The sequence below is a fragment of the Vibrio sonorensis genome (genome assembly GCF_001854765.1).
Taxonomy (GTDB): domain Bacteria; phylum Pseudomonadota; class Gammaproteobacteria; order Enterobacterales; family Vibrionaceae; genus Vibrio; species Vibrio sonorensis.
The window spans coordinates 117,268-142,123 of the sequence record NZ_LJJE01000036.1 but is presented as its reverse complement, the minus strand read 5'-3'; the positions used below and the strand labels follow the sequence as shown (position 1 = coordinate 142,123).

Genomic DNA, 24,856 nt, shown 5'->3' with positions numbered 1-24,856 from the left:
TTCCAATTATTTCACTAACTAAGTTTTCGTCTGTACAAAATCAAAGTAGCTGGCATATAGCCAGCTACGATTTCTCACGATCACCACCAAGCTTCGGCTTGGATACCTAGAACAAACTCTGAGTCGCCTTTTTCACCAAAAGTTGTACCTTCTCCGTCAGTAATGTAGCTCCCATAGACTCTAATTTCTGGGCGAGCCCAGAAGCTATCCCCCATAGACCACGCTTGTGCTACAGTGAACTTATGGCTTTCGAAGTCAGAGTTACCAGTTCCCGTCCCCGTGTTATAACCAGCTTCAAAAATAGTTTTCTTAGTTTTGTCCCACTTGTACATAGGTCGAACAACAATAGAAAACTGATCGATGCTGTCTTTTGCTGTTCCAATATCAGACCCATCTAAGTAGCTAACTGGTGTCCCAGTTCCCAATTATCACCAAGGTTCATCACACCCCAGTTAATAATGCGAAATCCAGAGGCATCATTGTGGTCACCGGATCGATCATAGTATGTACCAGCTCCCCACAAGTTCGCCGCTTGCACACCATAGCCATTAGTACCAAACTGGAAGATTGTCTGGTTAAAACCATTACTCATTCCCTGATGAACTATTGCTGTGGCTAGAAGACCATCATCACCTTCGATAGTCTTTTCATCTTTCTCCGTAGAGAAGTTGTAAGCAGCCGCCAATTCCAAAGAAGCGTCCTGCCATAAACCAATGTTCGCTAATCGAGCGTCAAAGATATAGCCACTACCGTTGTCGTCTTCACCGTCTTGAATGATCGCCAGTGAAAGCTTTTGAGCGCCTATAGAAAGGTTTTCTATACCACCGCCAGTACCAGAAGTGTTGAGGTAGTAAAAATCGGTAATATGAATATCTTTGCGTTGATAATACGTTTTACCAGCCCAAAGTACGGCATCCGGATCAGAAGCGATCAGACCTTTTGCTTTAACAGCAAACTGTGCGACGTTAAAGTCACCATCTTCCCAACCAACTGAACCATCATTGCCTTGAGCAATCATAGATTCTATTCGCCAAGTTTGTTCACCAGTAGCCAAGTCTTCTGCTAAACCGAACTCATAGTAGTTGTCATTCTCGTTACCTAAACGCCCGATACCACGCTTATTAAATGACAAATCACCTTCGCCATTTCCGCTAATTCCGGTGCCAGCACGCATGTAGCCGTTAAAATCTACTGCGAACACTGAGCCTGCACCCAATGTAGCAGCCACTGCGGCAGCAATAATTGATACTTTTTTCATTGTAAACTCCATGTCATTTTTATTCTTTTCATCTCTTTCTGGCTATTCCGTAAGGCAGACAACCGTATATTCAGAAAGAGAGGTAAGAAGGGATGGGTTTCCCCATCGCCCTTTTGTTTCAACTGACAGAAGACTAAACAAGAGTAGAAGGGCTGACTTCCTCCACCACAACTTTATTTCAGGGGGATGACAAGGGAGGAGTTCGTACCAGACAGGTATAAAATTCGATTTAAATCACATATATAAGGTGTAGACGTCACCAAAGCTTCACGATTTATAGTGCAGAATGCCAAATAGCTCACTCTTTCCTTAGAAACACAAGCTAAACTGAAAATAAATTACATTTTATGTTGCCCTTGACCTATACGGAACAAAGTTTTTTACTTAAGGTTTAACGAATTAAAGAATCACAATAGATAATGACAGTGCAGTGTTCACGCCCATACCCTTTAGGTGCGACAACGGATAATTCCGGTTGTAACTTTGCTATTCACGCACCTGATTGCCCAGATATACAACTCGCTCTTTTCGAAGAAAACGGTGAGTTTGTTACGCATACCTTAGATAATGAGTACGCGGGTATTCGTCATGTTTATATCCACGGTGTCAAGCCGGGACAAAGATATGGTTACGTGGTACAAGTTCAGGGGAAACCACATCTGATCTCAGACCCCTATGCCAAAGCTTTAGAAAGTGCACTGAAATACAACACGCCTTTTAGCAGCAGTAAGAGTTTTAGGCTGCCTAAATGCATCGTTTGTGAAGACACTTTTGACTGGCAAGGGATCGCTGCACCCAATCGTCCACGCGACGAAATGATCCTGTTTGAAACTCATGTGAAAGGGGTGAGTAAACTCAACCCTGAAGTACCAGAAGCCCAGCGTGGTGCATACTCTGGCCTTGTGAGTGATGCCATGCTGGCGTTTTATCGCAAGCAAGGGATTAATACCCTGCAGCTACTCCCAATTGCAGCTTGTATGCACGAGCCACACCTACTCAATATGAATAAGGTCAATTACTGGGGTTACAACCCTTACCTGTTTATGGCTCCCGATCCAAGGTATGCCGCAAACGACGCATGTACCGAATTAAAAACGGCCATTCGCGAACTGCACCGCAATGGTATCGAAGTGATTTTGGACGTGGTGTACAACCACACTGCGGAGGGCGGACAAGATGGACCAGTATTTAACTTAAAGGCCTTAGACAATCACTATTATTTAACCCACGGCAGTCATTTTGCCAATTATACCGGATGTGGTAATACGCTAGACCTTTCCCATCAAGCTTCACTAAACCTAGTGATGGATACGCTAAGGCACTGGGTAAGTGAATATCGAATCGACGGATTCCGGTTTGATTTAGCCGCAACACTTGGCCGCGAAGGGGATCACTTTAATGCTGGCGGTGCTTTTTTCAAAGCGGTTGCACAAGACCCAGTACTAAAACAGGTTAAATTAATTGCAGAACCGTGGGACATAGGCCCTAACGGCTATCAAGTCGGTAGTTTTCCGTTTGGCTGGAACGAATGCAACGACAGACTGAGAGACATCACCCGTAGCTTTTGGCGAGGCGACAGAGGTTATTTGAAGGAGTTCGCCACTCGATTGATGGGCTCTAGAGATCTCTATAGCGCTGCTAATTGGCCTTATCGAATGACAGTCAATTATATCACTTACCACGATGGCTTTTGCATGCAAGACCTAGTGTCATATAAGCATAAGCACAACGAGGCAAATGGAGAGCAAAACCGCGACGGTCACGGTGATAATCGTTCAGATAACTATGGCGTTGAAGGCGAAACCGAATCGAACACCATTACTGCTAAGCGCGAAAAGCAGAAACGCAACTTTATGGCTTCGTTGCTTTTCTCATTTGGCATCCCGCATATTTTGACGGCTGACGTTCTTTCTCACACACAAAAAGGAAACAACAACGCTTACTGCCAAGACAACGATATAAGTTGGCTAAACTGGGAGCTTTCCGATCGCAAGACGGCCTTTGCCGATTGGCTTTCTGAAATGATCCAAGCTCGCAATCAGTTTATGGTCCTTTCATTCGCGCTTTTAGCGGCCAGTCCCGTAACCATAACCGCATTTTCTGGCGACGTATCGACGGGAATATTATGGAGCACGACGATTGGAACCAATTAAGTTCCGTCGCGTTACATCTGGGTATTGGCGAACACGGCCAAGAACTCTTTTACTGTATCAACCAAACCGATGCGCCTGCGCGTTTTACCATGCCAAAAGAAAACGAGCAAAACTGGGTGATGATCTGCAACACCGACAACCATGAATTACACCAAAGTATCGACCAAAAAGAAGTGTTATTGGCGCCGGCTTCTATGGCAATCTTCCACTTTCAGGCGAATGATTGAGTTCACAAATCAGTACACATTAGTGACATAATGCACATTTATTAATCGTTTTATAAAATAAACATAGACAGATATGCATTGATGTGATTGAAAAACCAGTTTACTATACGTGCCAAAATAAAAATAACTATTCATATAGTTGGCACAAAAATGGCACTTCCTAAACTCTTAATACGGACGTTAAAACCGTATATCATACTACTGTCGGTAGGCATGCTTTACCTTGCCTATCAGCAGTTTAACGAATCAGAAAAACGCGCCTATCAACAGTCTTTTGCAAACCTTTCTACGGCGTCAAAACTGGTTTCAGCTCAAGTAGAAGCTGCAGTAAGTAAGCTGTATCTCCTAAGTGAAAGCGAGGATATCGAGCACTTCGAGTCTTCAGCGCAACAGATCTTAAAACACTCGGAAAATTTGGCCGACGTTCTCTATGTCAATCAATCTTCAGATTACTTTTATTCCGCCGCCAAAGGGCACATTGACCCCAATAAGATTGCAAACATGGTTTGGAAGCCTTTGGATAACTTTGATGGTCATGTTTTTGTCTCTTCCGTCTATCCGTCCTATTCAGGGGCGTGGGCAGTCGCCGTTCGCTATCAGTTCAATCGCGATGAGGAAGTTTGGATAGAATTCGACCTGATTGCGGCAACAGAAGGGCTTTCAGGCCTAACCACCCTTAAACAAGGTTATGTCTATGTAGTTGATCGCACCACTGGGCGTTTGATCTTCCATCCTGATTTAAAACGAATTGGCTCACTTTCGGTAAGCTACCACGGCGGTATAGACGAACTGGTCAACAACAAACAAGGGTTTGGTACTCATGAATACTATTACCAATCCAATTACAAAATCTCAGTGTTTGATGCCGAAAATCCCTATAACTGGGTTTACATTTCTGGTACTGACCGAGCCGACATACTCGCGACTTCTTATCAGCTTTCACTCTCCGCTGTCGTAATTGCCTCTTTATTGCTACTAGCCGTTGCGGTTAACTACCTCACCATCCAGTTAAATCACGCGTTAGCTAAGCTAAATATGGCTTCTGGTACAACAGATTTCAAACAGCAGCTACGCCTTATTATGGATAGATTTTGCTATCACGGTGGTGTGCAATTTTGCCTCTACGATAAAGACTTTGGTCATTTCAGTACTCTTGATTACCACGGTAATCAAAACATCGTACTCACCGATGAAAAACTGGCCAGTTGTTTTACTGCTGATACCATTAGTTTTATCGAAAAAAAGTACGCTGATCCTTTAGCCAAGAAGCTAAAAGTAGACGGTCGTCATTACGCCATTCCACTGTTTGATAAAAGTGGACTTATTGGTGTTATTTACATGAAAGCGCTATTTCCCACTTACCGTAGCCTATTGCGTATTATTCGCGACTATTCTCAAGTTTCGCTCTCCAACTTACTGCTCAATAAAAAGTTGATCAGTAAAGATGTGATGACCCAGTTGGATAACAAAATGACACTTCGCGCCGCTATTGAACAACATACTGAGCGCGAGAACACCTACCTAGCGATTATCGACATTGACCACTTTAAGCGCATCAACGATACGTACGGCCATCAGTTTGGCGATGCAGTTATCCTGCACACAGCCGATGTAATGCACAAATGCTTTCCAAAACCTTCTGCCATTAGTTTGGCAAGGTTTGGCGGAGAAGAGTTTTGCATCCTGTTCCATGCCAACGACGAGCAAGACGCATTTGATCAATGCGAAATCTTACGCCAGTTGATCGAAAAGGCGACTATGTGTGCCGATGACCAAATGGTTAACTTCTCTATTAGTGTTGGCGTCACCAATGTGAAGGAAAACCAAAACTCCACTGTCGGGCGCGCAGATAAAGCCTATATCAAGCAAAAGGACTTGGGCGTAATCAAGTAGTGCTCAATACTTTCTAGCCACCCCTTTGTGATCTTAGCGACAGAGCCAAGTCGAGGCTTGGCTTACTCCTTGATTAATATGAACAAGCCATCGACAATGGAAGCTCTATCCGATGGCTATTTAGGGTATCAGGTGCATGGCAGACAAACTCTCCACTACAGCACTCGCTAAGTTAAGAGACGTTGAAGCAAAGGCGCTTTTTTCAGATCTTAAAAAAGCGGGCTATATCAACAGAGACGAAGACACTTGGGTTCTCACTGAGTTGGGCCGACGCTTTGGTGGTGACTATGCAGAGCATCCTAAATTTGGCCGCTTTATCGTCTGGCCTGAAAACTTGCTTATCGACACCACTGCCACCAGCGGTAAAACACTGTCCGCTACTGCACTAGGCCAACGGTACGATCTTCCTGCGAAAAAAATTAACCAACTGCTTAGTGAGTTGGGGTGGATCGCACGCAAAGAAGATGGATGGCATCCTACCGAGTCTGGGATCACTATGGGTGCTTACCAAAGAGAAGATAAAGAGTCTGGCCAGTACTTTGTCGTTTGGCACGACTCCATTTCTCGAAACAAGAGGCTCAAACAAACCATCGTCGAATTTCGCGGGCAGGATGCGAGCACGCAAAGTACCGATAAATCCTATAGTCACTTTCGCCAAAAGTTCGAAGCCAAACACCGGACCTTAGACGGACACTATGTGCGTTCTACCGGAGAGCTACTTATAGATAACTGGCTGTATATGAACGGCATCGTTCACGCTTACGATCGACAACTTCCCATTGAGGAAGACGTGATTTCAGATTTTTATCTGCCACAAGGTCGCGTGTACCTTCAGTTTTGGGGCAGCGATACTGGAGCCATAACAGAGCGCGAAAGAGAAGAGATTCGCCAACACTACCTCCAACACGAGTTTCGACTTATTGAAATTACACCAGAGGAGATAAACCAACTTGACGATGTACTCCCTCCTCGACTCAGAGCCTTTGGATTAAAAGCGTACTGAACCTTGGCTACTCACAGTTATTGAATCGGTTCACTGCAAAGTAAACGAGATATATGACTTCATTTCAGTGCGATTGCTAGGCTCACTCTTAACAGGTTGCGGTAAGGTGTAAACCCTCTGGCCTCGTTGCAAAATCAACTCACCAGCTTTCGAGAAACGAGCACTTAGCGCCACGTTAAAGTCGATACTTTCACCAGATTTTTCCAAATCCATAAAGTAAATAAAAGGGCTAAGTGGATAGCCAGTGCTCAATTGAACGATTTGGACTCCCTCCTGAGTAAACAGCGCTAACAGGTTGAACTGCTCACTGGCCAACATAGAGGCATGATAGCCAGAAAACTCAGATTGACTCAGTTGCAGTTCCCATACTGTCAGCCCCGAGTTTAGATCGCGCATTTTTACTTTGTTGGAAAGCTCGCGATAAACCAGTTGGTCACTGCTCGTCACGATTAATCGTTTGAACTGTTTTGCCGAAAGATAGGTACCTCCCACCGGAAACTCATCATCAAACATCGCTTGATAGAGATCCACTTTGTGACTGGAATGTTCGTTCAACTGAGCCTTGTCTAACCAATACACGACCACTTGCTCGTCATCAAACATTGCTACCCATCGGTTGTTAGCGCTAAAGGCAATGTTCGCTTCACTATCGATATAGACGTTTGGCTGGGCAACTCGACTTATGGTTTTTAGGTCATCCACCGACATCAAGGCCATTTTGCTCCCTGTGGCATCGGCATACAGCCGCAGTAACATTTTTCCATCAGATGAAAATGCTTGAGCATCAATATTCCCCGGATAAACATCCATTAAACGGCATAGCTTCAATTGGTATGTGTCACGCGCTAACAAGCAGTATGCAAACTCACTGTCGTAATCGTCAGGGCTACTTCCATAAACGAGAATCGTATTCCCACTGACCATAAAGTCGCTAAACGGAGTTGAAGTCAGCATCAGAGCGGCAGGCGTATCTTGGTCGACCAATAAGGCTTCGATCAACTCCCGCCGCCTTGTGTCATCATTGCTATCTATCATCCAGCTCTGTTTTTCTGCCCACTTAATGCGCTCTGGATAATCTAACAACTGTAGATTCGTTAAATCAGGGGGGCTAAGTTGGGACAATTGCCACTCAAATTCAGCCAATCTTACCTGCGGCAGTTCCACTTCAACTATCGGTTGTGCACTACCACACCACTCGGTGATGTTTACTTGATACCACCGTTCGATAAAATCGCCACTCGGGCCATACATAGTGAAGCCTTCGTCATCTCTCAGCAATATCACATCTTGGCGTTCCAATTGTCTTCGTAACATCGCCAATAACGCGTCTTTATCTGGAAGATTTTCTTCATCTAACCTATCGAAAGAGTAGGGTTTTCGGTCAATGTATAGGTCCGTGGTCAGCTCGTATAACTGCATTTGATTCTCTGCTTCAATCAAGAGCGTATCGCAAGATTCCGAAGGGAAAAACGCTGGTTTTTCTGGCGAACTTAGCACAGGAGAAAGGCCATTTTTATTAATACGCCATATCGACTCAACGGGTTCAACGGCGTTTTCGTCGCGTTGATAAGCAAGCAGATACACTTTGTCAGACTCTTCAAAAGTTAAAAAGCTTTGCTCGATATCCAACAGTTGATTGAGCTTATGAGAAGCAACAAGCGTGAAGTCATCGCGTAGGTGAATATCGACTTGCCACCCACTGGGCAATTGATAAAGCAGGTATAACTGATTTCCCAAGCCATCGTGAGCATAACTTTGCAGCTTAGCGTTGAGTAATTGATGCCGTTGATTGCCACTGTCGACGTAGAAAAGATTCTCCCCTAAAAGGTACACCGAGTGAACCTCTAGGGCATCAACCAAATCATTTGCTTTGTACAACCTAGGACGCCAATAGTCGGCAAACCGTGCCAGTTCTGGCTCACTGGAAAGATCTAACCCAGCAACTTGCAGCGCACCTTCGGCATAATCGCCACTCTTCATCGCTAAGACAGCCGATTTTACCTGTTGGTTAATAAGCGCTTTCTGATTCGAACTCAAGTAATGCCAGTAAGTCGTCACAGCACTTCCGACTAGAAATGCTGTCAGCAAAAACAAGGCGCTTCGAGAATGGCGACCTAAAATACGCTGCATTGGTGTCGGCTTGTCCATTTTCTACTCGGCGTTTATCGAATCCTAATTTTACTCTAGCCGAGTAGAGAGCTAGGTGCAAAGAAGCTTGTTATTAAAAGAAAAACACCGCAAGAATGCGGTGTTTGTTAGCTTCTGTAACCACTACTTGTTAAGAGAGTATCTCGCGGCCGCAGCTTGCTCTTTAGGCACTACCGTTTTACCAATCGGTGCTAACGAGATGTAAGCTAACTTCAGGTGTTGTAGTGCGAAGGGAATACCTATGATGGTAACAAAACAGGCCACCGCAGAAAGAATATGACCGATTGCAAGCCAAACCCCTGCCAAAACAAACCAGATAATGTTGCCAATGAAGCCGAGTGGCCCTGTCCCTATATCACTGTTTCCCGTAAGTTCGTCGCGGCTGATCACTTCATCGCCAAATGGAAAAAAAGAAAAATTCCCCATAACGAAACACGCGCGTCCCCACGGAATACCAATAATGCTGACAAAGGCCAATAGCCCAAAAAGCCACCACATCAGCCCCATAAACACACCACCAAACAGAAACCAAATAATGTTTCCTAAGGTTCTCATTGTAACTCCTATTGCGGTTAACCCTATTCGCTGTAGTTTTAGTATATGTCACAGCGATTAACTCAATATGAACGAATTATGCCAGTGCCTGCCAGACGGCGGTCGCTCCACTTAACGAGCATAGAATCAAGGCACCTAAACGGATTTTCTCTTTCGGCAGAGCATGGGTGGTTAACATAGCTAACTTGTAGCCAAACCAAGACGCAGGAAGCAAAGGCAAAGTCACCCATAAGTGATGCAGGGTAAAGAATCCCGCTGGAATTTGGATCACAAGTGAAATGATAGAGCTAAACACAAAAAAGGCGGACAGATTACCTCTGAGCTGATTTGCTTCTTGATGTTGCAGTAATAGCGCCATGGGAGGGCCACCAATTGAGCTACTGGTTCCAAACAGACCAGAGAAAAAGCCCGCCATCCCCATACGAACTGGAGTTGGCTCAATTCTGAAAGGCAAGATGCTCACCAATACGGCAAACAGAACCAATAAACCAAGCCAAAGTGACAATGCCTGCGTTGACACCATCACCAATAAGGCGCCACCAGCAACAGAACCGGGAATGCGACCAATCAGGGCCATTTTAAGGCCGCCAATCGACACACTATCTCGTGTTTTAGCGCGTTTAACACCGATATAAACAGTGCGACTAAGCAAATGGGAGCTGGTACATAGATGGGAGAAACCATAAACAGCAGAGGTGCTGAAACAATAGCGAGACCAAAACCAATAGAAGACTGAACATAAGAACCAATAAAAATCAAAACTACAGCAATCAGCCCTTGCGTAGAGTACCACTCTGCAAACATGACATCCCCTTAGTGATATAGTGCAGTGAAATTGTCGCTACAAAGCGAGAAGGCCTAATCATAGCGGAATGGACTTATAAAGGGAGGATTAATTACTCTTTATATCAATAGATTATAAGCACGCAACGGGTGCGTGCTAGCCGTATTTTAATCACTTACAAAGGTGGACAAGGATATTCCATTTGTCTTGCCGTTTTTTCCGCCAAGGATTTATCCGCCAGCTTGGACACCAGAAAAAGGCTCATATCAATGCCCGCCGATATACCTCCGGAAGTCACAAATGGCGAGTGTTCTACCCAACGCACATCTCCTACAACGTCAAGCTCTGGATAGCTTTCCTTTAATTCGGCAATGTCTTCCCAATGCGTTGTCACTCGGGCACCGTTTAAGATTCCCGACTCCGCTAAGAAAAACACGCCAGTGCATACACTTGTTATTTGGTTCACCTTGGTACTTTGTTCTTGTATCCAAGTTAGCGTTGCCAAGTCTTTGTAAGCGTTTGTGTGGTCCCCACCAACAAGGATCAAAATATCCATCTCGGGATGATTGTGAATACTGTAGTCGGGTAGAACCTGCATCCCTCCACGAACCTTGACTGCGTTTTTGTCCTTTGCAATCAAAAACACCTGCCAAGGTTTATCTCCAACTCTTTTAGCCGTGCTTAGCACTTCAAAAGGACCAGCGAAATCGAGTACTTCAGCTTCTGGATAGATAAAAATTCCAATCTTCACAATTCTCCTCCCTTTTTGGAACTATACCCATTATTCACCGGAATTTAGGGTAAAGCCTTCGTCTATCCAACCCGTAACGCCGCCTATCATTTTCTTTACTGGTCGGCCGAGTTTAGCTAGACGTATTGCGGCTTTTTCCGTGCCGTTGCAATGCGGTCCTGCACAATAGACAACAAACAAGGTATCCATTGGGAAGTGGGATAAGTTACGTTCATTCAACCTTGTATGGGGAATGTTGATCGAGCCTTGGATATGGCCTTGCTGGTATAGCTCTTCACCTCTAACGTCCACCAAAACAAAATCTTTTAAACCATTAGTTGTCGCGTGGTGAACGTCCCAGCAGTCGGTTTCGAACGCCAGCAATTTTTCGAAGTGGGCTAAAGCCAGTGATGACGGGGCTGCTGCTACTCTTGATACTGCGCTAGACACGATAACTCTCCTTATCTTTAAACGTGTAACCGCCATTTTTCCGCAAAAAACCGATAGGCAAAACTGGCTTAAAAGACACACTTCGTTAATAATGAGCCAAGTTAAGCAGAAGAGAGACTAAATGTGATTCGAGTTGCGATTTTGGCCCATAGCCAAGTGTCACTGTTTGAACTGAGTTGCGCTGTCGAGGTATTTGCTTTACCAAGACCAGAATTTGAATCTTGGTATGACGCCGATGTTATCAACCTAGAAAACAAAGCATTTACTACCACTGCTAACATAGGTTTGCTGACCCAACATACCACCTCGCTGGAGTCTTACGACATACTTGTGATCCCAAGTTGGCCCGTGGAAGGTATTGCCATACCTGACGGCATTCGACAAGAGATCTCTAAGTTTCACTGCGCTGGAAAACGAATTTTATCCTTCTGTTCTGGCGCATTCCTTTTGGCTGAACTCGGTATTTTGCATCAGCGGCAAGCGACAACGCACTGGCGCTACGAATCCGCATTTAGATCCAAATTCCCAGATATCTCATACTGCTCCAATGTGCTTTACGTGTTTGACGGACAGATTGGGTGTTCAGCGGGTAGTGCAGCGGCACTGGATCTAGGGTTAGCCGTGGTTCGCGCGGATTATGGCTATGAGGTTGCCAACCAAGTCGCTAAACGACTCGTCGTTTCAGCTCATCGAGATGGCGGCCAATCTCAGTTTGTAGATAGCCCAATGCTTTGCGTGCCAAATCAGTTTTCCTATGCCGTAGAATGGGCGCAAGAAAATCTAGATAAAGCCATTGCTATTGATACCCTCGCCCAAAAAGCCAATATGTCGAGAAGAACGTTTGACCGCAAGTTTCGCGCTAGTTTTGATTTATCTCCCAAAGACTGGCTGATAAGGCAACGTATCAACCGAGCTAAAGGGCTACTAGAAAGCAAAAATCTGTCTATGGACCAGCTGGCTGAGCGCTCAGGCTTTGACAATGCCGTGACTATGAGGCACCACTTCCGCCGTTTGGTTGGCGTTTCTCCCACGCAATATCAAACCCAATTTTTCTCCAAATAAAAACGCAAAACCTTTCTGTTTTGGCGTTTGTGATTTTTATAAGGGGTTAACCATTACTTTCGATATACCCCACCACCTCTAAACCAAAGCCTGACAACGCGTGATATCTTTTATCGGCGCTAGACAAGAGGTTCATTTTAGTCACGCCTAAATCCGCTAAAATCTGCGAACCTACGCCAATTTGTCGTGAAGTTTGGTCTTTTTTCTTTATTTCGACCACTTCTCCCTGATCCTCTGCTTGGTAACGCGTCACTTTTGCAATTGTGCTCTCTGAAGATTGCTGATTAGCCAGTATCACCAACACGCCTCCATCACGACCAATTCTCGCCATAGCATTGTCTAACGACCAAGAAGAAGGCTTATCTCGTTGAGCATGGAGAAGATCATTGAACGTGTCTTGCAAATGGACTCGGACATTAGTCGCACGCTCGCTATCGATTTCGCCGCGACACAAGGCATAGTGCAACTGCTTATCCACGGTATCTTGATAAGTCACCATAGAAAACTCGCCATATTCGGTAGGCAAAGTACATTGAGCGATACGTTCTATAGTGGTTTCTGTTTGATTTCGATACTCAATCAAATCCGCGATGGTCCCTAGCTTAATACCGTGTTGCTGTGCAAACACTTCGAGATCGGGTCTGCGCGCCATACTGCCGTCCGGATTAAGGATCTCGACAATCACAGAAGCAGGCACAACACCTGCCAGCTTAGCCAAATCACAACCCGCTTCAGTATGCCCAGCGCGAACCAATACTCCGCCCTCTTTGGCTGCTAAAGGAAAAATATGTCCCGGTTGAACGAGATCACTTGCCTGAGCATTATCCGCAACTGCCGCTTGGACGGTCACTGCACGATCTTCAACGGAGATCCCGGTAGTCACACCTTTTGCCGCCTCAATCGAAACCGTAAATGCAGTCGCCCACGGTTCTGTCGGATTAGACACCATCGGCACAAGATTTAACTGTTGGCAGCGCTGCCTTGTTAACGTTAAACAGATAAGTCCACGGCATGAGTCGCCATAAAGTTGATATCTTCTGCTGTCACATATTGTGCAGCCATCATGATATCCCCTTCGTTTTCCCTGTCTTCATCATCCATCAAGATGACCATTTTACCTTCGCGGTAATCTTTGATTATTTCTTCTATCGAACTGATTGACATCTGCTTTACCTATTGGGACTTAACAATTAAGTACTGAATACTCTGCTTTAACGCTTTAACAATGTTTTCCATGCTTTCGGGCGATCGACCTCGAATAGGGAAAGAGTCTTTGCGGCGATACATACGCAGCGGTTTTTCAATGCTAAATGGCAACTGGCGAGCCGCTAGAGATTGAATAATAGGTTGGTAGTTGATAATCCCTTGCCTAATGGGGGAAAGGTAAACCTATCATCGTGGACTTGAACATCCTTGATATGGAAGTGACGACAAAATGGCAAAGCAATCTGCGCCTCTTCGCCCGGACTGAGGTTGGGCGCTAGCGACACTGAGTTACCGGGGTCGAAATTAAGTGCTAATACCGAACTCTCAACTTCAGACAAGATACGTACTCCATCGTGGGCACTAGCGAAAGCATTAAAGTTGTGATCACCGCCGTTTTCAATGCAGATCACACACCCTTTTTCCTCTGCATACTCCGTCAATACTTTCAAGTTATTAACTATGATATGACGGTCTGCAATCGGCCCTGTACAAGTGTTTAGATAAGTCACTCCCAGTAGAGCCGCAAAATCTATGCGCATCATAAAGTCTTTGACAGCCGTTGGCGCAGCCAGATTCATAGTACAACCAAGCGCATTCGTAGAGAGAGATTCTTTTTCTAATAAAGAGAGTAAATATTGTGCATGGGTTTCTGAAAACATGTCACTGTCTAGGGTACCCACATAGCCTTGATTAAACGCGAACTCGACGTTATCTACACCTAAACCTTTAATGGTTTTTAACGACGTTTTTAAATCATGTCCATCGAAGATCGCAGTGTTAATCGCGAGTCTTTGCAATATGCTCATCGCTTCCATCCTCTAAGCAACCCAATGTCTTAACAGCATTTCCCACCCGAACAAGGTGAAAAGTGAGAAAATAGTAGTAAACAATATGACACTGGCCGTCGCTTCTTTTCCAACCTGATAACGTTCTGATAGTAGATAAACGTTAACCCCTGTCGGCAAGCTGGTGACTAAAACCAACACTTGCGTTTCTAGGGTCGAAAGATTGAAAAGATAGCGCGCACTTAACCAAGTCAATAATGGAAAAACCACCATTTTTACTGTCAGCAATAGGCCAATTTTTTCGTTGAGGAGTTGGGTCAATGAGTAAAAGCTCAGACCCGCCCCCAAGATGAATAAAATAACCGGAAGAGCAATCAAACCAATATTGGTGAGATCTTCAATTAAGACTGGAGCTAACTCAACACCCCACAAGTTGAACCCCAAGCCCGTTACTATTGCTAGTAAAATAGGATCTGTCAGTACCTTGCGATAACTGTAAAACCCCTGCTCTCCGGAAAAAATCATTAATACATTAATTACTGGCAGAACCACCAAAAGGTTGAACACCACTACCCCAGTTAAGATCAGTTCTGCTGACGGACCATACAAGGCAAAGACCAGAGGTACACCCACTCCTACCGCATTGGGATAGAGAGCCGCCACCGCTTTGATATTCGAGGCTGACACCGAGTGGTTGCCGTTTTTCGTCAGCCAAAGCCTAATAAAAATAAATAGTCCGCACAGGCATGATCCATAAGAGGCAAACAGCCCTAGCGAAGGTAAATCTGCCAAATCGGCTTGATAAACCGATGTAAAAAACAAGCATGGAGTTAAATAGCTAAAGGCAAAGGCTCTCACCTTATCCACTCTCGGTTTGGTTATGTATGACAGCCATTTAGCGCATCCAAAACCGAGTAGTATCCAGCTCATTAGCTTTAACTGCTCCACATTTAGCCTTTCACTTTTGCATTGGCAATGTTGAGCAGCTCGGCATAACCTTCCGCTTGCCAAGCCGTACGTCCGACAAAAACTCCATCAATATCTTTTTGGTCCAACAGCGAAGACGCGTTGCTGAGATTGACACTTCCGCCGTAGAGCAGCACCATTTGATCCGCCGTCGCTTCACCATAGCGTTCTTGTATAGCTTGACGAATCGCTTGGTGCACTTGTTGCGCCTCTTCTTTAGTAGCAGGCACCCCATGTTCACCAATTGCCCAAATGGGCTCATAAGCAATCAGTACCTCAGTTAATCGATGAGATGGCACCTGATATAAAGCGATGATTACCTGACGAACAACAGACTCAATCGACACGCCCCACGCCTTCTCTTCTTTGCTATCACCAACGCACACCAATGGCGTTAGATCGTTGCGCAGAGCGGCCAATACCTTGAGGTTTACGGTATGATCCGTTTCGCCAAACTGGGCTCGACGCTCCGAATGCCCGATTTCGACAATACTGCCCCCACAATCTTTCACCATAAGAGGGGATACCTCTCCGGTATACGCCCCTTCGTCTTGCCAGCAGATATTTTGCGCACCTACTTTTATAGGTTGTTGATTCAACAGTTGTGACACTTGCGAAAGGTAGGGAAATGGGGGAATCACAAAAGGTTGAACCCCGTCTGAGCAAAGCTGCAAATGCGGTAAAACAGAGGACACCCACTCTTTTGCAGATTGAGCATCCTTGTTCATTTTCCAACTGGTTCCTACCCAGATTTTTTTCATGCTGCTACCTGCTTATTCGCAAACTCACTCATAAACTGAAGGATAAATGCCATCGACATCGCGCCAGGGTCTGGATGGCCTAAAGAGCGCTCGCCCAAGGTTTTCGCCTTACCTGTCGTTGCAATCATATCTTTGGTGGCTTCAACCCCCAGCAGTGCAGCTTGCGCGATAATTGGCAAGTTATCTTCCAATGTGCCAACTAAGTGTTCAGAGGTCTCAACTGCGGCCACTAGCGCATCGATCATGGTTTTGTCACCCGGCTTTGCTCCACCGCGCTCATAAACGCCTTCTAATCCCGCCTTTAAAAAAGCGTGAAGAGTTGCGGTATCCAACACCGTTGCGCCTTTGATGGCTTTTGCACCAGAACGAAACAGCGTGCCAAAAATTGCCCCGGATGCGCCTCCCATCGTTGCCATCATGGTTGAGCCAATCTTGAGTAAAAGCTTACTGACGTCTTCGGGGTGATAATCGCTGTTTAAAAGCTCACCCACAGCTTTAAACCCTCGTTCCATGCCAATGCCGTGGTCGCCATCTCCAATCGTTTGATCAAATTTGGTCAATACTGGCTCACTTGCAACCATCTGATCAGCGACATAAGCCATCATATTTTTTGCGTCTAATGCATCCATGTTTATTTCCTTAAAGCAAATGATTCACAAGGTAGGTCAAACAGTTTTTTCAGCTCGTCATCGAGCTTCATTAAAGTGATGGAATAACCCGACATCTCTTGAGAGGTACAGTAATTACCAACTAAGGTGTCGTGAACTTTGATTCCCTTTTCGGCCAGTTTGTTATGGGCTCTACGAGTGGCGATCAATAGCTCCATATATGTCGAAGAACCTAAATTATTGACCAACAAACAGACTTCATCACCGGATTGGTATGGCAGGTCTTCACACAGTTGTTCTATCAATCGGTCGACCACATCGTCCGCTGACATCATCTTTTCGCGAGACACGCCCGGCTCACCATGCAGACCCATCCCGATTTCCATTTCGTCGTCGGGCAGTTCAAAGTTAAAGGTGTTGGTTTGTGGAACTGAGCCCGCCGATAGAGCGACCCCTATTGAGCGCGTGTAGTCTCGCGCTTTTTCCGTGACTGATACAATGTCGTCAAAGTCGTCGTAAAACTCCGAAGCAGCACCAGCAATTTTTAAAACGTACAGATCACCCGCGGTACCCCGACGCTCTTGGATTTTATCTAAAGGTGCTGAAGCGACATCATCCCAAACACGAACCGTATGGGTACGAATATCATCATCTTCGGCCAACTCGGCAGCAATATCGAAGTTCATGTTATCGCCTGCGTAGTTGCCGTAGATGTAGATCACCCCTTTTCCGCCGTCTACCGCTTCCGTGGTTTGCAAAATGACATTAGGTGCGGGAGCGGCAAAGATATCGCCTAAGGCTGCTGCATCAGCTAAACCTTTTCCCACATAACCGGCAAAAAGCGGTTCGTGACCCGCGCCACCACCAGTGACTATCGCCACTTTGTCCTTTGGATAGTCGGAGCGAATGGCTGCTGTAATGCCTGATAGACCTTCAAGTTTTCCGTTCATCGCCACCAGCAATCCTTCAAATTGCTCCTCGGCGACTTTCATTGGATCATTAATTAGTTTTTTTGGCTTTCTCATAAGGTTCACCATTGAGTTAGATATGCTTGTTTTGATAGCTGGTCGCCATTCTCACCGTCAATTTGAGAGCATTTTCCATTGCCGGTGTTGAGGCGATATTCTTCCCATAGATATCGAATGCACTGCCGTGGTTTGCGGTAGCAATAGGAATTGGAATACCACCCTGAACAGTCACACCGCGGTCAAAGCCCATCATTTTTAGTGCCGTTGCACCTTGGTCGTGATACATGGAAACAATAGAGTTCAGCGCTTCTTTTTGAACCGCCCACATAGTGGTATCACCCGGATAAGGTCCAAAAGCTTGGATGCCTTTTTGCTTGGCCTTTTCAATCGCAGGGGTGATCACGGTGATCTCTTCATCACCAAATAAACCGCCTTCGCCCCCATGTGGGTTGAGCGCTTGTACAGCAATTTTTGGCTGTGCAAATCCTGCTGATTTAAGTGTGTTGTTCATCAACTCTATGGTTTCGAGAACCGAATCGACAGTTAGGTTTTCAACCACATCTTTAAATGGAATATGCGATGTCACACGGCCAGCCCAAATATCGTCCACAACATTGACTTCACAGCCAAATCCGTGGAAATCGGTTAACTCGGCAAACCAAGACAGTTCGTCTCTGTGTTCTAGCCCGCCCATGTGCATGGCCTGTTTGTTGAGTGGCGCAAAACAGATACCGTGAGTTTTGTGAGCCAAAGTTAAATCAACGGCAATTTTTAACGTCTCAAGCACATACACACCACCTTGAGCAGTTGCTTTACCATATTCAATACCATCAGAGTGAGAACTCTTAAACTGCAGTAAAACAGGTTTTCCATCAGTAAAAACGACCTGTTCAAATTGCTCAACCACATCGTATTCAAAACTGGTTTGAGCAATATCCATCCCCTTTCGCAATTCATTTTCGTCAGCAATGATCAAGATATTGGCTTGTTGACGATTAGCCTCCTCCGCTAACACTTTAACTGCGACTTCTGGACCGATACCGGATGGATCACCTAATACGAGTGCAATAGTGGGTTTAGTCATTGTTCAGTTCCTTGAGTTATTTATACATGTAGTCAACAAATCCAACAGAGAGTGCTGGAACATAAGTAGCAAGCATCAACACCATAAACAGGACCCCAATAAAGAGAACGTTCACTTTGGTCACTTGCCAGATATCGCGTTTAGCAATTGAACAGGCGGTAATCAGTACACTTGCTACAGGCGGTGTTTGCTGACCAATTGAAATGTTCAGCGCCAACATAATGCCGAAGTGAATCGGGTCGATACCGAGTTGATGTATTAGCGGCAATACAATAGGTACAGTTAGAATGATCGCGGCGGCACCATGGAGAAACACTCCCACCACAAGCAACATCAGGTTAAGCATCATCAGGACGACATACTTATTTTCAGAAATACTTAAAATTCCTGCCGCCATCGCTTGAGGGACTTCCTGTTCAGTCAAGAACAAACCTAGTACTGCTGACGTTGCCACCAGTAGCATTACCACCGATGTTCCCGTCACACCTTCCATCATGGCTTTGTAGAAAAGCTTTAAGTTCATCTCTTTGTAGATGAATACGCTGATCACAATAGCAAGTAATACAGCAATGCCTGCGGCCTCTGTCGCGGTCATAAAGCCCGATAAGATGCCACCTAAAATGGCAAATGGTAGGGTCAATGCCCAGAATGCGTCTTTAAACGCTACCCAGAGCTTGCGCAAGCTAAACGACTCTTCACGGGGCAAGTTGTATTTCACGGCGTAGTAGTAACAAACCGCAAACATACCCGCGGCACCCAAAAGGCCTGAAATTATTCCGGCGACAAAAAGCTGTGAAATTGACACATCAGCCATTGCGCCATAGATAATCATTGGCAGTGAAGGAGGGATAATGACCGCAAGAGACGCAGACGATGAGGTGACGGCCGCAGAAAAACTACCCGAGTAGCCGCGTTTTTTCATCGCAGGGATCAGGATCGAACCCAGCGCAGCAACATCGGCCACCGCAGATCCAGATATCTCAGCAAAAATCATAGATACGCCGACGTTAACCATAGATAGACCGCCGCGTACAAAGCCCACAATGGCGTTAACAAAATTAATCAAGCGCAACGAGATACCGCCGGTATTCATTAACGCGCCAGCGAAAACAAACAGAGGAATCGACAATAAGGTAAACTTAGAGCCGCCTTCAAACATTGCTAATGCCGCGTTGTAAATGGCGTCAATGCCTGATGTGGCTACCATACCTACTAAAGCAACAGCGCCGATAGCGACACCAATTGGTACATTGATCATCACTAACGCAATTAAGCAAAACAGTACTATTATCGCGCTCATTTCATCGCCTCCATGGCATCCGACATCTCTTTTTTCGCATCGCGGATCGCTTCTCGTATCTCTTCATTCTCTTGATTCGAGCCCAAGCGAACCCATGCCCAAGCTTTAGGAAAGGAGCAAAGTTGCGCGACAATAAACAAAACGGCACCAATCGGCAGAGCTGACTGAGCAAACGCCAGAGTGATAAAGTCCAAACTGGTTAGTGTTTCCTCACCGAAGATTTGTAAGATGTAGTAGCTTGCCCACGCCACAACAGCGAAAAAGCCAATCACAATGCCTTCGCTAAGAAGAAAAATTGCTTTGCGCAGTTCAAGCGGCATATTGGCCACCAAACCACCAAAACCCATGTGTGAACGCTTGAGTGCACACAAAGCTGAACCATAGAACGTCAGCCATGCCAACAAAATCGCTGATACTTCGTCGTACCAGTACAAAGAGGCACCACTGAATCGAGAAAATACAGCAACAATAATTATCGTGCTGAGCGCTATTAATATGGTCATGGAAATAGCGATCAGCACTTTTTCTAGAAGATTTGATATAGCATTTAAGCCAGCTAGAAAAGACATCACGAGCCCTCGCAATAAGTGACTGATACCAATCAAAACAAATGTCCATTTATTGAGATTGGTATACCCAAGCCCCACGCGTTTTTTCAAACATCAACCGCTGACTTGGGTATAGAACGGGCTGAGTACTGTGATTCAGCCCTAAAGTCGGTTTTACTATTTAGCCCCTGCCATGGCTTTGCTTAACATCTCTTCGCCGTTGTCCACATTCTTGATGAAGTCGTCATAAATTGGCTGACTTGCGTTGACGAATGCATCACGGTTAGCGACATTCAGTTTCATCCCACCAGCAACAAGTTTGTCTTTCAGCTCGGTTTCCAGTTTGGCAGCTTCTTGATATCCCCATTGCTGAGCATCTTTCGCAGACTTTTCTAGCACAGCGCGAACTTGATCAGGGAACTTCCCATAGTGACGTGCACCAGCGGTGAGATAAGCGGGTGTATATACGTGATTGGTTACGCTAAGGTAGCCTTGCACCTCTTGTAGTTTGGCGGCATAAATATTGGTGTAAGGGTTTTCCTGACCATCGATGACTCCGGTTTGTAGTCCGATAAAGACTTCACTGAAGCTCATAGGTGTTGGGTTCGCCCCCCAATTTTTAAACATTTTTACGCGCCAAGAACTGTTCGGCGTTCTGATTTTAAGGCCTTGTAAATCTTCTGGCGTATTGATTGGACGCTTGGCATTAGTGATATTTCGGAATCCGTTCTCCCAAAAACCAATCACTTTGTAACCTTTCTTTTCAGCAGCTGGCGCAATGTATGGCCAAAAAACGTCTTGCTCAATTTTTGCTACATGTCCGCGATCCGAGACAAGGAAAGGCAATTCAAATAATGCCATTTCAGAAACATGTGTAGGTAGTGTCGAAGTCAGTAGCGCAAGATCGACCGTACCAAGTTTTAGTTTTTGTTGTACGTCTTTATCTTTACCCAATTGGGCAGCGCCGAAGAACTTAAGGTTGTAATCCAAACCTTGTTTTTTGAACTCTTCATTTGCCACCTGAGTAAAGTACTCAGTCGTGTTGTATTGGAGAGAACCCACTTGTGCACTGGTTGCGACTTTTAGATCCTTTGCCAGCAAGTTAGTAGAAAAGAGTGTAGTGATGGCAAGGGTTGTAAATGTTAGGTTTAGTTTTTTCATTTTGATTTCCACGTTATTCCATTAAACATTTGTCGTTAATTAGTTAATAAACTCCTTCTCAATCTCCTTGATTCTGTTTACTTTTTTAGTGGAAGGTCCATCAGAAAACTCCGAATCCAGCCAAGTGTCCAATATGGCTTTAGCTAGCTCATGACCAATGACCCGCGATCCCATAGTAATGATTTGTGCATCATTACTTTTTCGTGCTCGCTCGGCAGAGAAGGTATCGTGGCAAAGTGCAGCTCTAATACCCGGAACCTTATTAGCGACAATACAGACGCCAATACCTGTTCCACAGAGGATGATGCCCCGTTTATGTTTTCCTTCACTGACAGCAAGGCTGACGGTTTTGGCAATATCCGGGTACAGCTCTGGATTTTCTTTTTCGACTCCATAGTCGACATACTCAATGCCTTTAGAAGCTAAGTGCTGTTTAAGACACTCTTTGAGCTCTATTGCGGCATCATCGCAACCTATAGCAACCATCTATCCTCCTGTACATATGACCGCGAACGTTTCAAATGAAATTAAACTTTTTAGTTTTACATTTACATATGAACATTCTCCAAGTGAGACATTTGCCACTTTTTTGATACATTTTAGTAACAATTTCGTGATCAAAATTTGTTCTTTTTACAAAAATTTGGTTTGTGTGATCTTTTACTAACATTCGTATCGATAAACACTTGAATTTATTAATATCAACAACTTAACAAAACTTATAGCGCATAACTCTCGGTTTGCAACTCAATAAACCTGCAATGAGAAGCTCTCTCTTCTCACCAGTACCATTCACACGTTCTATATGAACAACGTAACAATCTTTTGTACCGTATATGTGATAATCTTTTGTTTTGCATAGTGAACATTTGCAATGCATACTGTTCACATGAACGGAAGGAGGTACCTATGATCGACCATTTGGGAATCGAATTAGTGCAAGTTACCGAAAATGCAGCGATTGCTGGCTATCAGTGGCTAGGGCGAGGAAACAAAGAGCAAGCAGATGCCGCTGCCGTTGAAGCGATGCGCAAGCAACTCAACCGCACTATGGCCAAATCAACCATAGTGATTGGCGAAGGTGAGATTGATGATGCACCCATGCTCTATATCGGAGAGCAGTTGGGTAAAGATGGGCCTGAAATCGACATAGCCGTCGACCCAATCGAAGGGACTCGCATGACTGCGATGGGACAATCCAATGCCCTCGCCGTTTTAGCTGCAGCAGAAAAAGGATCGCTGCTTCAAGCACCAGATATGTATATGGAGAAGTTAGTCGTTGGCCCACAAGCAAAAGGCGCCATTGATTTAAGTGAATCATTAGAGCGAAATATCATTAACATTGCTCACGCGCTAGGAAAACCCCGCCCAGATCTTGTTGTCGCGACATTAGATAAACCGAGACACCAAGCAACCATACGCCAACTACAAAAAATGGGGGTACGTGTCTTTGCCTTCCCTGACGGAGATGTGGCCGCTTCACTATTAACCTGTATGGAAAACAGTGAAATCGACGTACTCTATTGCGTTGGAGGAGCCCCTGAAGGGGTCGTAAGCGCAGCAGTTATCAGAGCAATGGGGGGCGACATGCAAGCTAAGCTTTTGCTAAGGGATCAGGTTAAAGGTGACAGTGATGTTAACCGAGACTTAGCCCGTCATGAGGCGAGTCGATGTGCCGAGATGGGAGTATCTCCCAATACCGTACTCAACCTAAATCAAATCGCTAGAAGCGCCAATATCGTTTTTTCCGCGACTGGTATCACTAAAGGTGACTTGTTGCAGGGTGTTGAAAAACTCGGCAAACAACTAACTACGGAGACTCTCCTTGTACAAGGCCAGTCAAAAAAGATTAGAATAGTAAAATCTCAGCACGACTTAAGTTATATGGAACAAGAACTAAGCGGCTAACTCTCTGTAACGCTCGTATAAAAAGGATAAACATGGAACCCTCCAATATAGAACAAACTGAAGAGACCAACCTACTAACGGAGATTTCGGTTGCTTACTATCAAGACGGTGCAACCCAAGAAGAGATTTCCAAACGATTTGGCCTTTCGAGGGTAAAGATTGGACGGCTGCTAAAAAGAGCGCGGGACCAAGGCATTGTTGAAATCAAGGTAAAATATCACCCAGTGTTTGGGGCTAAACTTGAAGAGCAACTAAAAGAGCGTTTTGGCTTGAAACGCGCATTGATTGCCTTAGACCAACCTTCTGAAGAAGAACAAAGAGCTCTTCTTGCCGGCGTTGTCTCTACGTATTTATCAGCTAACTTAAAAGACGGCATGGTCATCTCGGTTGGTCAGGGACGAAATGTCTCCGCTGTTTCAGAGCATATCGGTGTAGTTAACCCCAAAAAATGTACTTTTGTTTCCAGCATTGGCGGTATACACCCGCGCGGCGGCATGCTCAATGCTGACCATATTTCTAGGCGCTTTGCCAAAACTTTTGGCGGTGTCAGTGAAACGCTTTACGCACCGGCTTATATTCGCAATCACGAGCTGCGCAACGCTCTACTCGAAGACGAAACTGTCCAACAAACCATGGATATGGCCAGAAAGGCAGATGTCGCACTGGTTGGTATCGGCGATCTGAATGAAAGTAGCTATATGGTCAACCTTGGCTGGTTCTCAGTACAAGAGATGGTTGAAGCGAGAATTCAACAAGGGGTAGTAGGTGAAGTTGGGGGTTACGATTTCTATGATATTAAAGGCGAAGTTCAAAACACTAAAATGAACAACCGCGTTATAGGCATCACTATCAACGACTACCAAAAAATCCCTCAAGTTATCGCTATTGCAGCGGAGTCGAGCAAGCCGTTAGCGATTCTTGGTGCGTTGCGAACTGGCGCCATTGATGTGTTAGCAACAAGCGTCGCCAACGCCATCACTATCCTCAACTTAGACGCGCAAAAGTAACAAACAAAAGGCTCTGATGCATTAATGCAGAGCCTTATCCTTCCTAATCTCTTTGCCGAAGCTCTTGATCTGGGCGCAGCGGCTTGGCATGTACTTTACGAATGTCAGTGATAGTAGCGCAGTTCGCATTGGTGCAATTACACTCATACCTTACTTGGTTGCAAACTAATCGTCACATAGTATTACATAAATTGTTACATTCAGTATGGGCAGCTGATCACTCTAGATTAGCTAGTTTTATCTTATTAATCGGAATAAAATAATTAATATTATAAATAATGCGAATGCTAA

20 protein-coding genes and 4 pseudogenes are annotated in these 24,856 nt (G+C 45.1%); 6 read left to right on the top strand and 18 right to left on the bottom strand.

Annotated elements, in window-relative coordinates:
* Positions 1-80: 80 nt before the first annotated feature.
* Positions 81-1,258: pseudogene (gene lamB, locus BLO31_RS07385) on the bottom strand (maltoporin LamB).
* A 419-nt stretch (positions 1,259-1,677) separates the two neighbouring features.
* Between lamB and glgX the strand changes: the two are divergent.
* The 3 genes and pseudogenes from glgX (at position 1,678) to BLO31_RS07370 (ending at position 6,534) form a co-directional block, all read left to right on the top strand.
* Positions 1,678-3,638: pseudogene (gene glgX, locus BLO31_RS07380) on the top strand (glycogen debranching protein GlgX).
* Positions 3,639-3,788: 150 nt separating this feature from the next.
* Entirely contained in the window at positions 3,789-5,531 is a 1,743-nt protein-coding gene (locus BLO31_RS07375; protein ID WP_342668975.1) for a diguanylate cyclase, read from the top strand.
* 136 nt (positions 5,532-5,667) lie between these two features.
* Entirely contained in the window at positions 5,668-6,534 is an 867-nt protein-coding gene (locus BLO31_RS07370; RefSeq protein WP_070964026.1) for a glycerol kinase, read from the top strand.
* Between the two features lie 30 nt (positions 6,535-6,564).
* Here BLO31_RS07370 and BLO31_RS07365 read toward each other — a convergent pair whose 3' ends face one another.
* From BLO31_RS07365 to BLO31_RS07345, 5 genes and pseudogenes are all read right to left on the bottom strand, one after another.
* A complete protein-coding gene (locus BLO31_RS07365; protein ID WP_139158955.1) occupies positions 6,565-8,682 on the bottom strand; it encodes a WD40 repeat domain-containing protein in 2,118 nt (705 codons plus the stop codon).
* 123 nt (positions 8,683-8,805) lie between these two features.
* Positions 8,806-9,237, bottom strand: coding sequence for a YccF domain-containing protein (locus BLO31_RS07360; RefSeq protein ID WP_070964021.1), 432 nt, complete (start codon positions 9,235-9,237; stop codon positions 8,806-8,808).
* Positions 9,238-9,313: 76 nt separating this feature from the next.
* A pseudogene (locus BLO31_RS07355) lies at positions 9,314-10,041 on the bottom strand (sulfite exporter TauE/SafE family protein).
* Between the two features lie 155 nt (positions 10,042-10,196).
* Positions 10,197-10,772: a DJ-1/PfpI family protein gene (locus BLO31_RS07350; RefSeq protein WP_070964018.1), complete on the bottom strand. Its 576-nt coding sequence runs from the start codon at positions 10,770-10,772 to the stop codon at positions 10,197-10,199.
* A 30-nt stretch (positions 10,773-10,802) separates the two neighbouring features.
* Positions 10,803-11,201: a rhodanese-like domain-containing protein gene (locus BLO31_RS07345; RefSeq protein ID WP_070964016.1), complete on the bottom strand. Its 399-nt coding sequence runs from the start codon at positions 11,199-11,201 to the stop codon at positions 10,803-10,805.
* Positions 11,202-11,324: 123 nt separating this feature from the next.
* Between BLO31_RS07345 and BLO31_RS07340 the strand changes: the two genes are divergently transcribed.
* A complete protein-coding gene (locus BLO31_RS07340; RefSeq protein WP_070964014.1) occupies positions 11,325-12,263 on the top strand; it encodes a helix-turn-helix domain-containing protein in 939 nt (312 codons plus the stop codon).
* 46 nt (positions 12,264-12,309) lie between these two features.
* On the opposite strand, the pseudogene ribBA reads toward BLO31_RS07340, so the two are convergent.
* From ribBA to rpiB, 12 genes and pseudogenes are all read right to left on the bottom strand, one after another.
* A pseudogene (ribBA, locus tag BLO31_RS07335) lies at positions 12,310-13,427 on the bottom strand (bifunctional 3,4-dihydroxy-2-butanone-4-phosphate synthase/GTP cyclohydrolase II).
* Positions 13,428-13,436: 9 nt separating this feature from the next.
* On the bottom strand, positions 13,437-13,580 hold the full coding sequence (locus BLO31_RS24320; protein ID WP_245688417.1) for a hypothetical protein: 144 nt from the start codon (positions 13,578-13,580) through the stop codon (positions 13,437-13,439).
* An 11-nt stretch (positions 13,581-13,591) separates the two neighbouring features.
* Positions 13,592-14,275 carry a sugar phosphate isomerase/epimerase family protein gene (locus BLO31_RS07330; RefSeq protein WP_245688416.1) on the bottom strand — a complete coding sequence of 228 codons (684 nt, stop codon included), beginning with the start codon at positions 14,273-14,275 and terminating at the stop codon, positions 13,592-13,594.
* A gap of 12 nt (positions 14,276-14,287) precedes the next feature.
* Positions 14,288-15,184 (bottom strand): AEC family transporter, encoded by an 897-nt coding sequence (locus tag BLO31_RS07325; RefSeq protein ID WP_245688415.1) that lies wholly within the window; start codon positions 15,182-15,184, stop codon positions 14,288-14,290.
* Between the two features lie 20 nt (positions 15,185-15,204).
* Positions 15,205-15,981, bottom strand: a complete 777-nt coding sequence (locus BLO31_RS07320; RefSeq protein WP_070964012.1) for a triose-phosphate isomerase — start codon at positions 15,979-15,981, stop codon at positions 15,205-15,207.
* Positions 15,978-16,610, bottom strand: a complete 633-nt coding sequence (gene dhaL, locus BLO31_RS07315; RefSeq protein WP_070964011.1) for a dihydroxyacetone kinase subunit DhaL — start codon at positions 16,608-16,610, stop codon at positions 15,978-15,980. The genes BLO31_RS07320 and dhaL overlap by 4 nt, the downstream gene beginning before the upstream one ends.
* A gap of 2 nt (positions 16,611-16,612) precedes the next feature.
* Complete coding sequence (locus BLO31_RS07310) at positions 16,613-17,614, bottom strand: dihydroxyacetone kinase subunit DhaK (protein ID WP_070964009.1); 1,002 nt, start codon at positions 17,612-17,614, stop codon at positions 16,613-16,615.
* A gap of 16 nt (positions 17,615-17,630) precedes the next feature.
* On the bottom strand, positions 17,631-18,641 hold the full coding sequence (locus tag BLO31_RS07305) for a 4-hydroxythreonine-4-phosphate dehydrogenase PdxA (protein WP_070964006.1): 1,011 nt from the start codon (positions 18,639-18,641) through the stop codon (positions 17,631-17,633).
* A gap of 16 nt (positions 18,642-18,657) precedes the next feature.
* A complete protein-coding gene (locus BLO31_RS07300) occupies positions 18,658-19,941 on the bottom strand; it encodes a TRAP transporter large permease (protein WP_070964004.1) in 1,284 nt (427 codons plus the stop codon).
* Entirely contained in the window at positions 19,938-20,510 is a 573-nt protein-coding gene (locus BLO31_RS07295; protein ID WP_070964476.1) for a TRAP transporter small permease, read from the bottom strand. Before BLO31_RS07295 ends, BLO31_RS07300 begins: the two co-directional genes overlap by 4 nt.
* A gap of 156 nt (positions 20,511-20,666) precedes the next feature.
* Positions 20,667-21,650, bottom strand: a complete 984-nt coding sequence (locus BLO31_RS07290) for a TRAP transporter substrate-binding protein (protein WP_070964473.1) — start codon at positions 21,648-21,650, stop codon at positions 20,667-20,669.
* A gap of 39 nt (positions 21,651-21,689) precedes the next feature.
* Complete coding sequence (rpiB, locus tag BLO31_RS07285; protein ID WP_070964002.1) at positions 21,690-22,136, bottom strand: ribose 5-phosphate isomerase B; 447 nt, start codon at positions 22,134-22,136, stop codon at positions 21,690-21,692.
* Between the two features lie 423 nt (positions 22,137-22,559).
* Here rpiB and glpX point away from each other — a divergent pair, with 423 nt between their 5' ends.
* Both glpX and BLO31_RS07275 read left to right on the top strand, forming a co-directional pair.
* Positions 22,560-23,558 carry a class II fructose-bisphosphatase gene (gene glpX / locus BLO31_RS07280; RefSeq protein ID WP_070963999.1) on the top strand — a complete coding sequence of 333 codons (999 nt, stop codon included), beginning with the start codon at positions 22,560-22,562 and terminating at the stop codon, positions 23,556-23,558.
* Positions 23,559-23,590: 32 nt separating this feature from the next.
* A complete protein-coding gene (locus BLO31_RS07275) occupies positions 23,591-24,565 on the top strand; it encodes a sugar-binding transcriptional regulator (RefSeq protein ID WP_070963998.1) in 975 nt (324 codons plus the stop codon).
* Positions 24,566-24,856 lie beyond the last annotated feature (291 nt).

Coding starts and splice junctions, on each gene's coding strand:
- rpiB (WP_070964002.1), bottom strand. CDS start 22,136: ATGGTTGCTATAGGTTGCGATGATGCCGCAATAGAGCTCAAAGAGTGT.
- BLO31_RS07375 (WP_342668975.1), top strand. CDS start 3,789: ATGGCACTTCCTAAACTCTTAATACGGACGTTAAAACCGTATATCATA.
- dhaL (WP_070964011.1), bottom strand. CDS start 16,610: ATGGATGCATTAGACGCAAAAAATATGATGGCTTATGTCGCTGATCAG.
- BLO31_RS07290 (WP_070964473.1), bottom strand. CDS start 21,650: ATGAAAAAACTAAACCTAACATTTACAACCCTTGCCATCACTACACTC.
- BLO31_RS07330 (WP_245688416.1), bottom strand. CDS start 14,275: ATGAGCATATTGCAAAGACTCGCGATTAACACTGCGATCTTCGATGGA.
- BLO31_RS07305 (WP_070964006.1), bottom strand. CDS start 18,641: ATGACTAAACCCACTATTGCACTCGTATTAGGTGATCCATCCGGTATC.
- glpX (WP_070963999.1), top strand. CDS start 22,560: ATGATCGACCATTTGGGAATCGAATTAGTGCAAGTTACCGAAAATGCA.
- BLO31_RS07320 (WP_070964012.1), bottom strand. CDS start 15,981: ATGAAAAAAATCTGGGTAGGAACCAGTTGGAAAATGAACAAGGATGCT.
- BLO31_RS07365 (WP_139158955.1), bottom strand. CDS start 8,682: ATGGACAAGCCGACACCAATGCAGCGTATTTTAGGTCGCCATTCTCGA.
- BLO31_RS07310 (WP_070964009.1), bottom strand. CDS start 17,614: ATGAGAAAGCCAAAAAAACTAATTAATGATCCAATGAAAGTCGCCGAG.
- BLO31_RS07275 (WP_070963998.1), top strand. CDS start 23,591: ATGGAACCCTCCAATATAGAACAAACTGAAGAGACCAACCTACTAACG.
- BLO31_RS07325 (WP_245688415.1), bottom strand. CDS start 15,184: ATGAGCTGGATACTACTCGGTTTTGGATGCGCTAAATGGCTGTCATAC.
- BLO31_RS07360 (WP_070964021.1), bottom strand. CDS start 9,237: ATGAGAACCTTAGGAAACATTATTTGGTTTCTGTTTGGTGGTGTGTTT.
- BLO31_RS07295 (WP_070964476.1), bottom strand. CDS start 20,510: ATGTCTTTTCTAGCTGGCTTAAATGCTATATCAAATCTTCTAGAAAAA.
- BLO31_RS07300 (WP_070964004.1), bottom strand. CDS start 19,941: ATGAGCGCGATAATAGTACTGTTTTGCTTAATTGCGTTAGTGATGATC.
- BLO31_RS07370 (WP_070964026.1), top strand. CDS start 5,668: ATGGCAGACAAACTCTCCACTACAGCACTCGCTAAGTTAAGAGACGTT.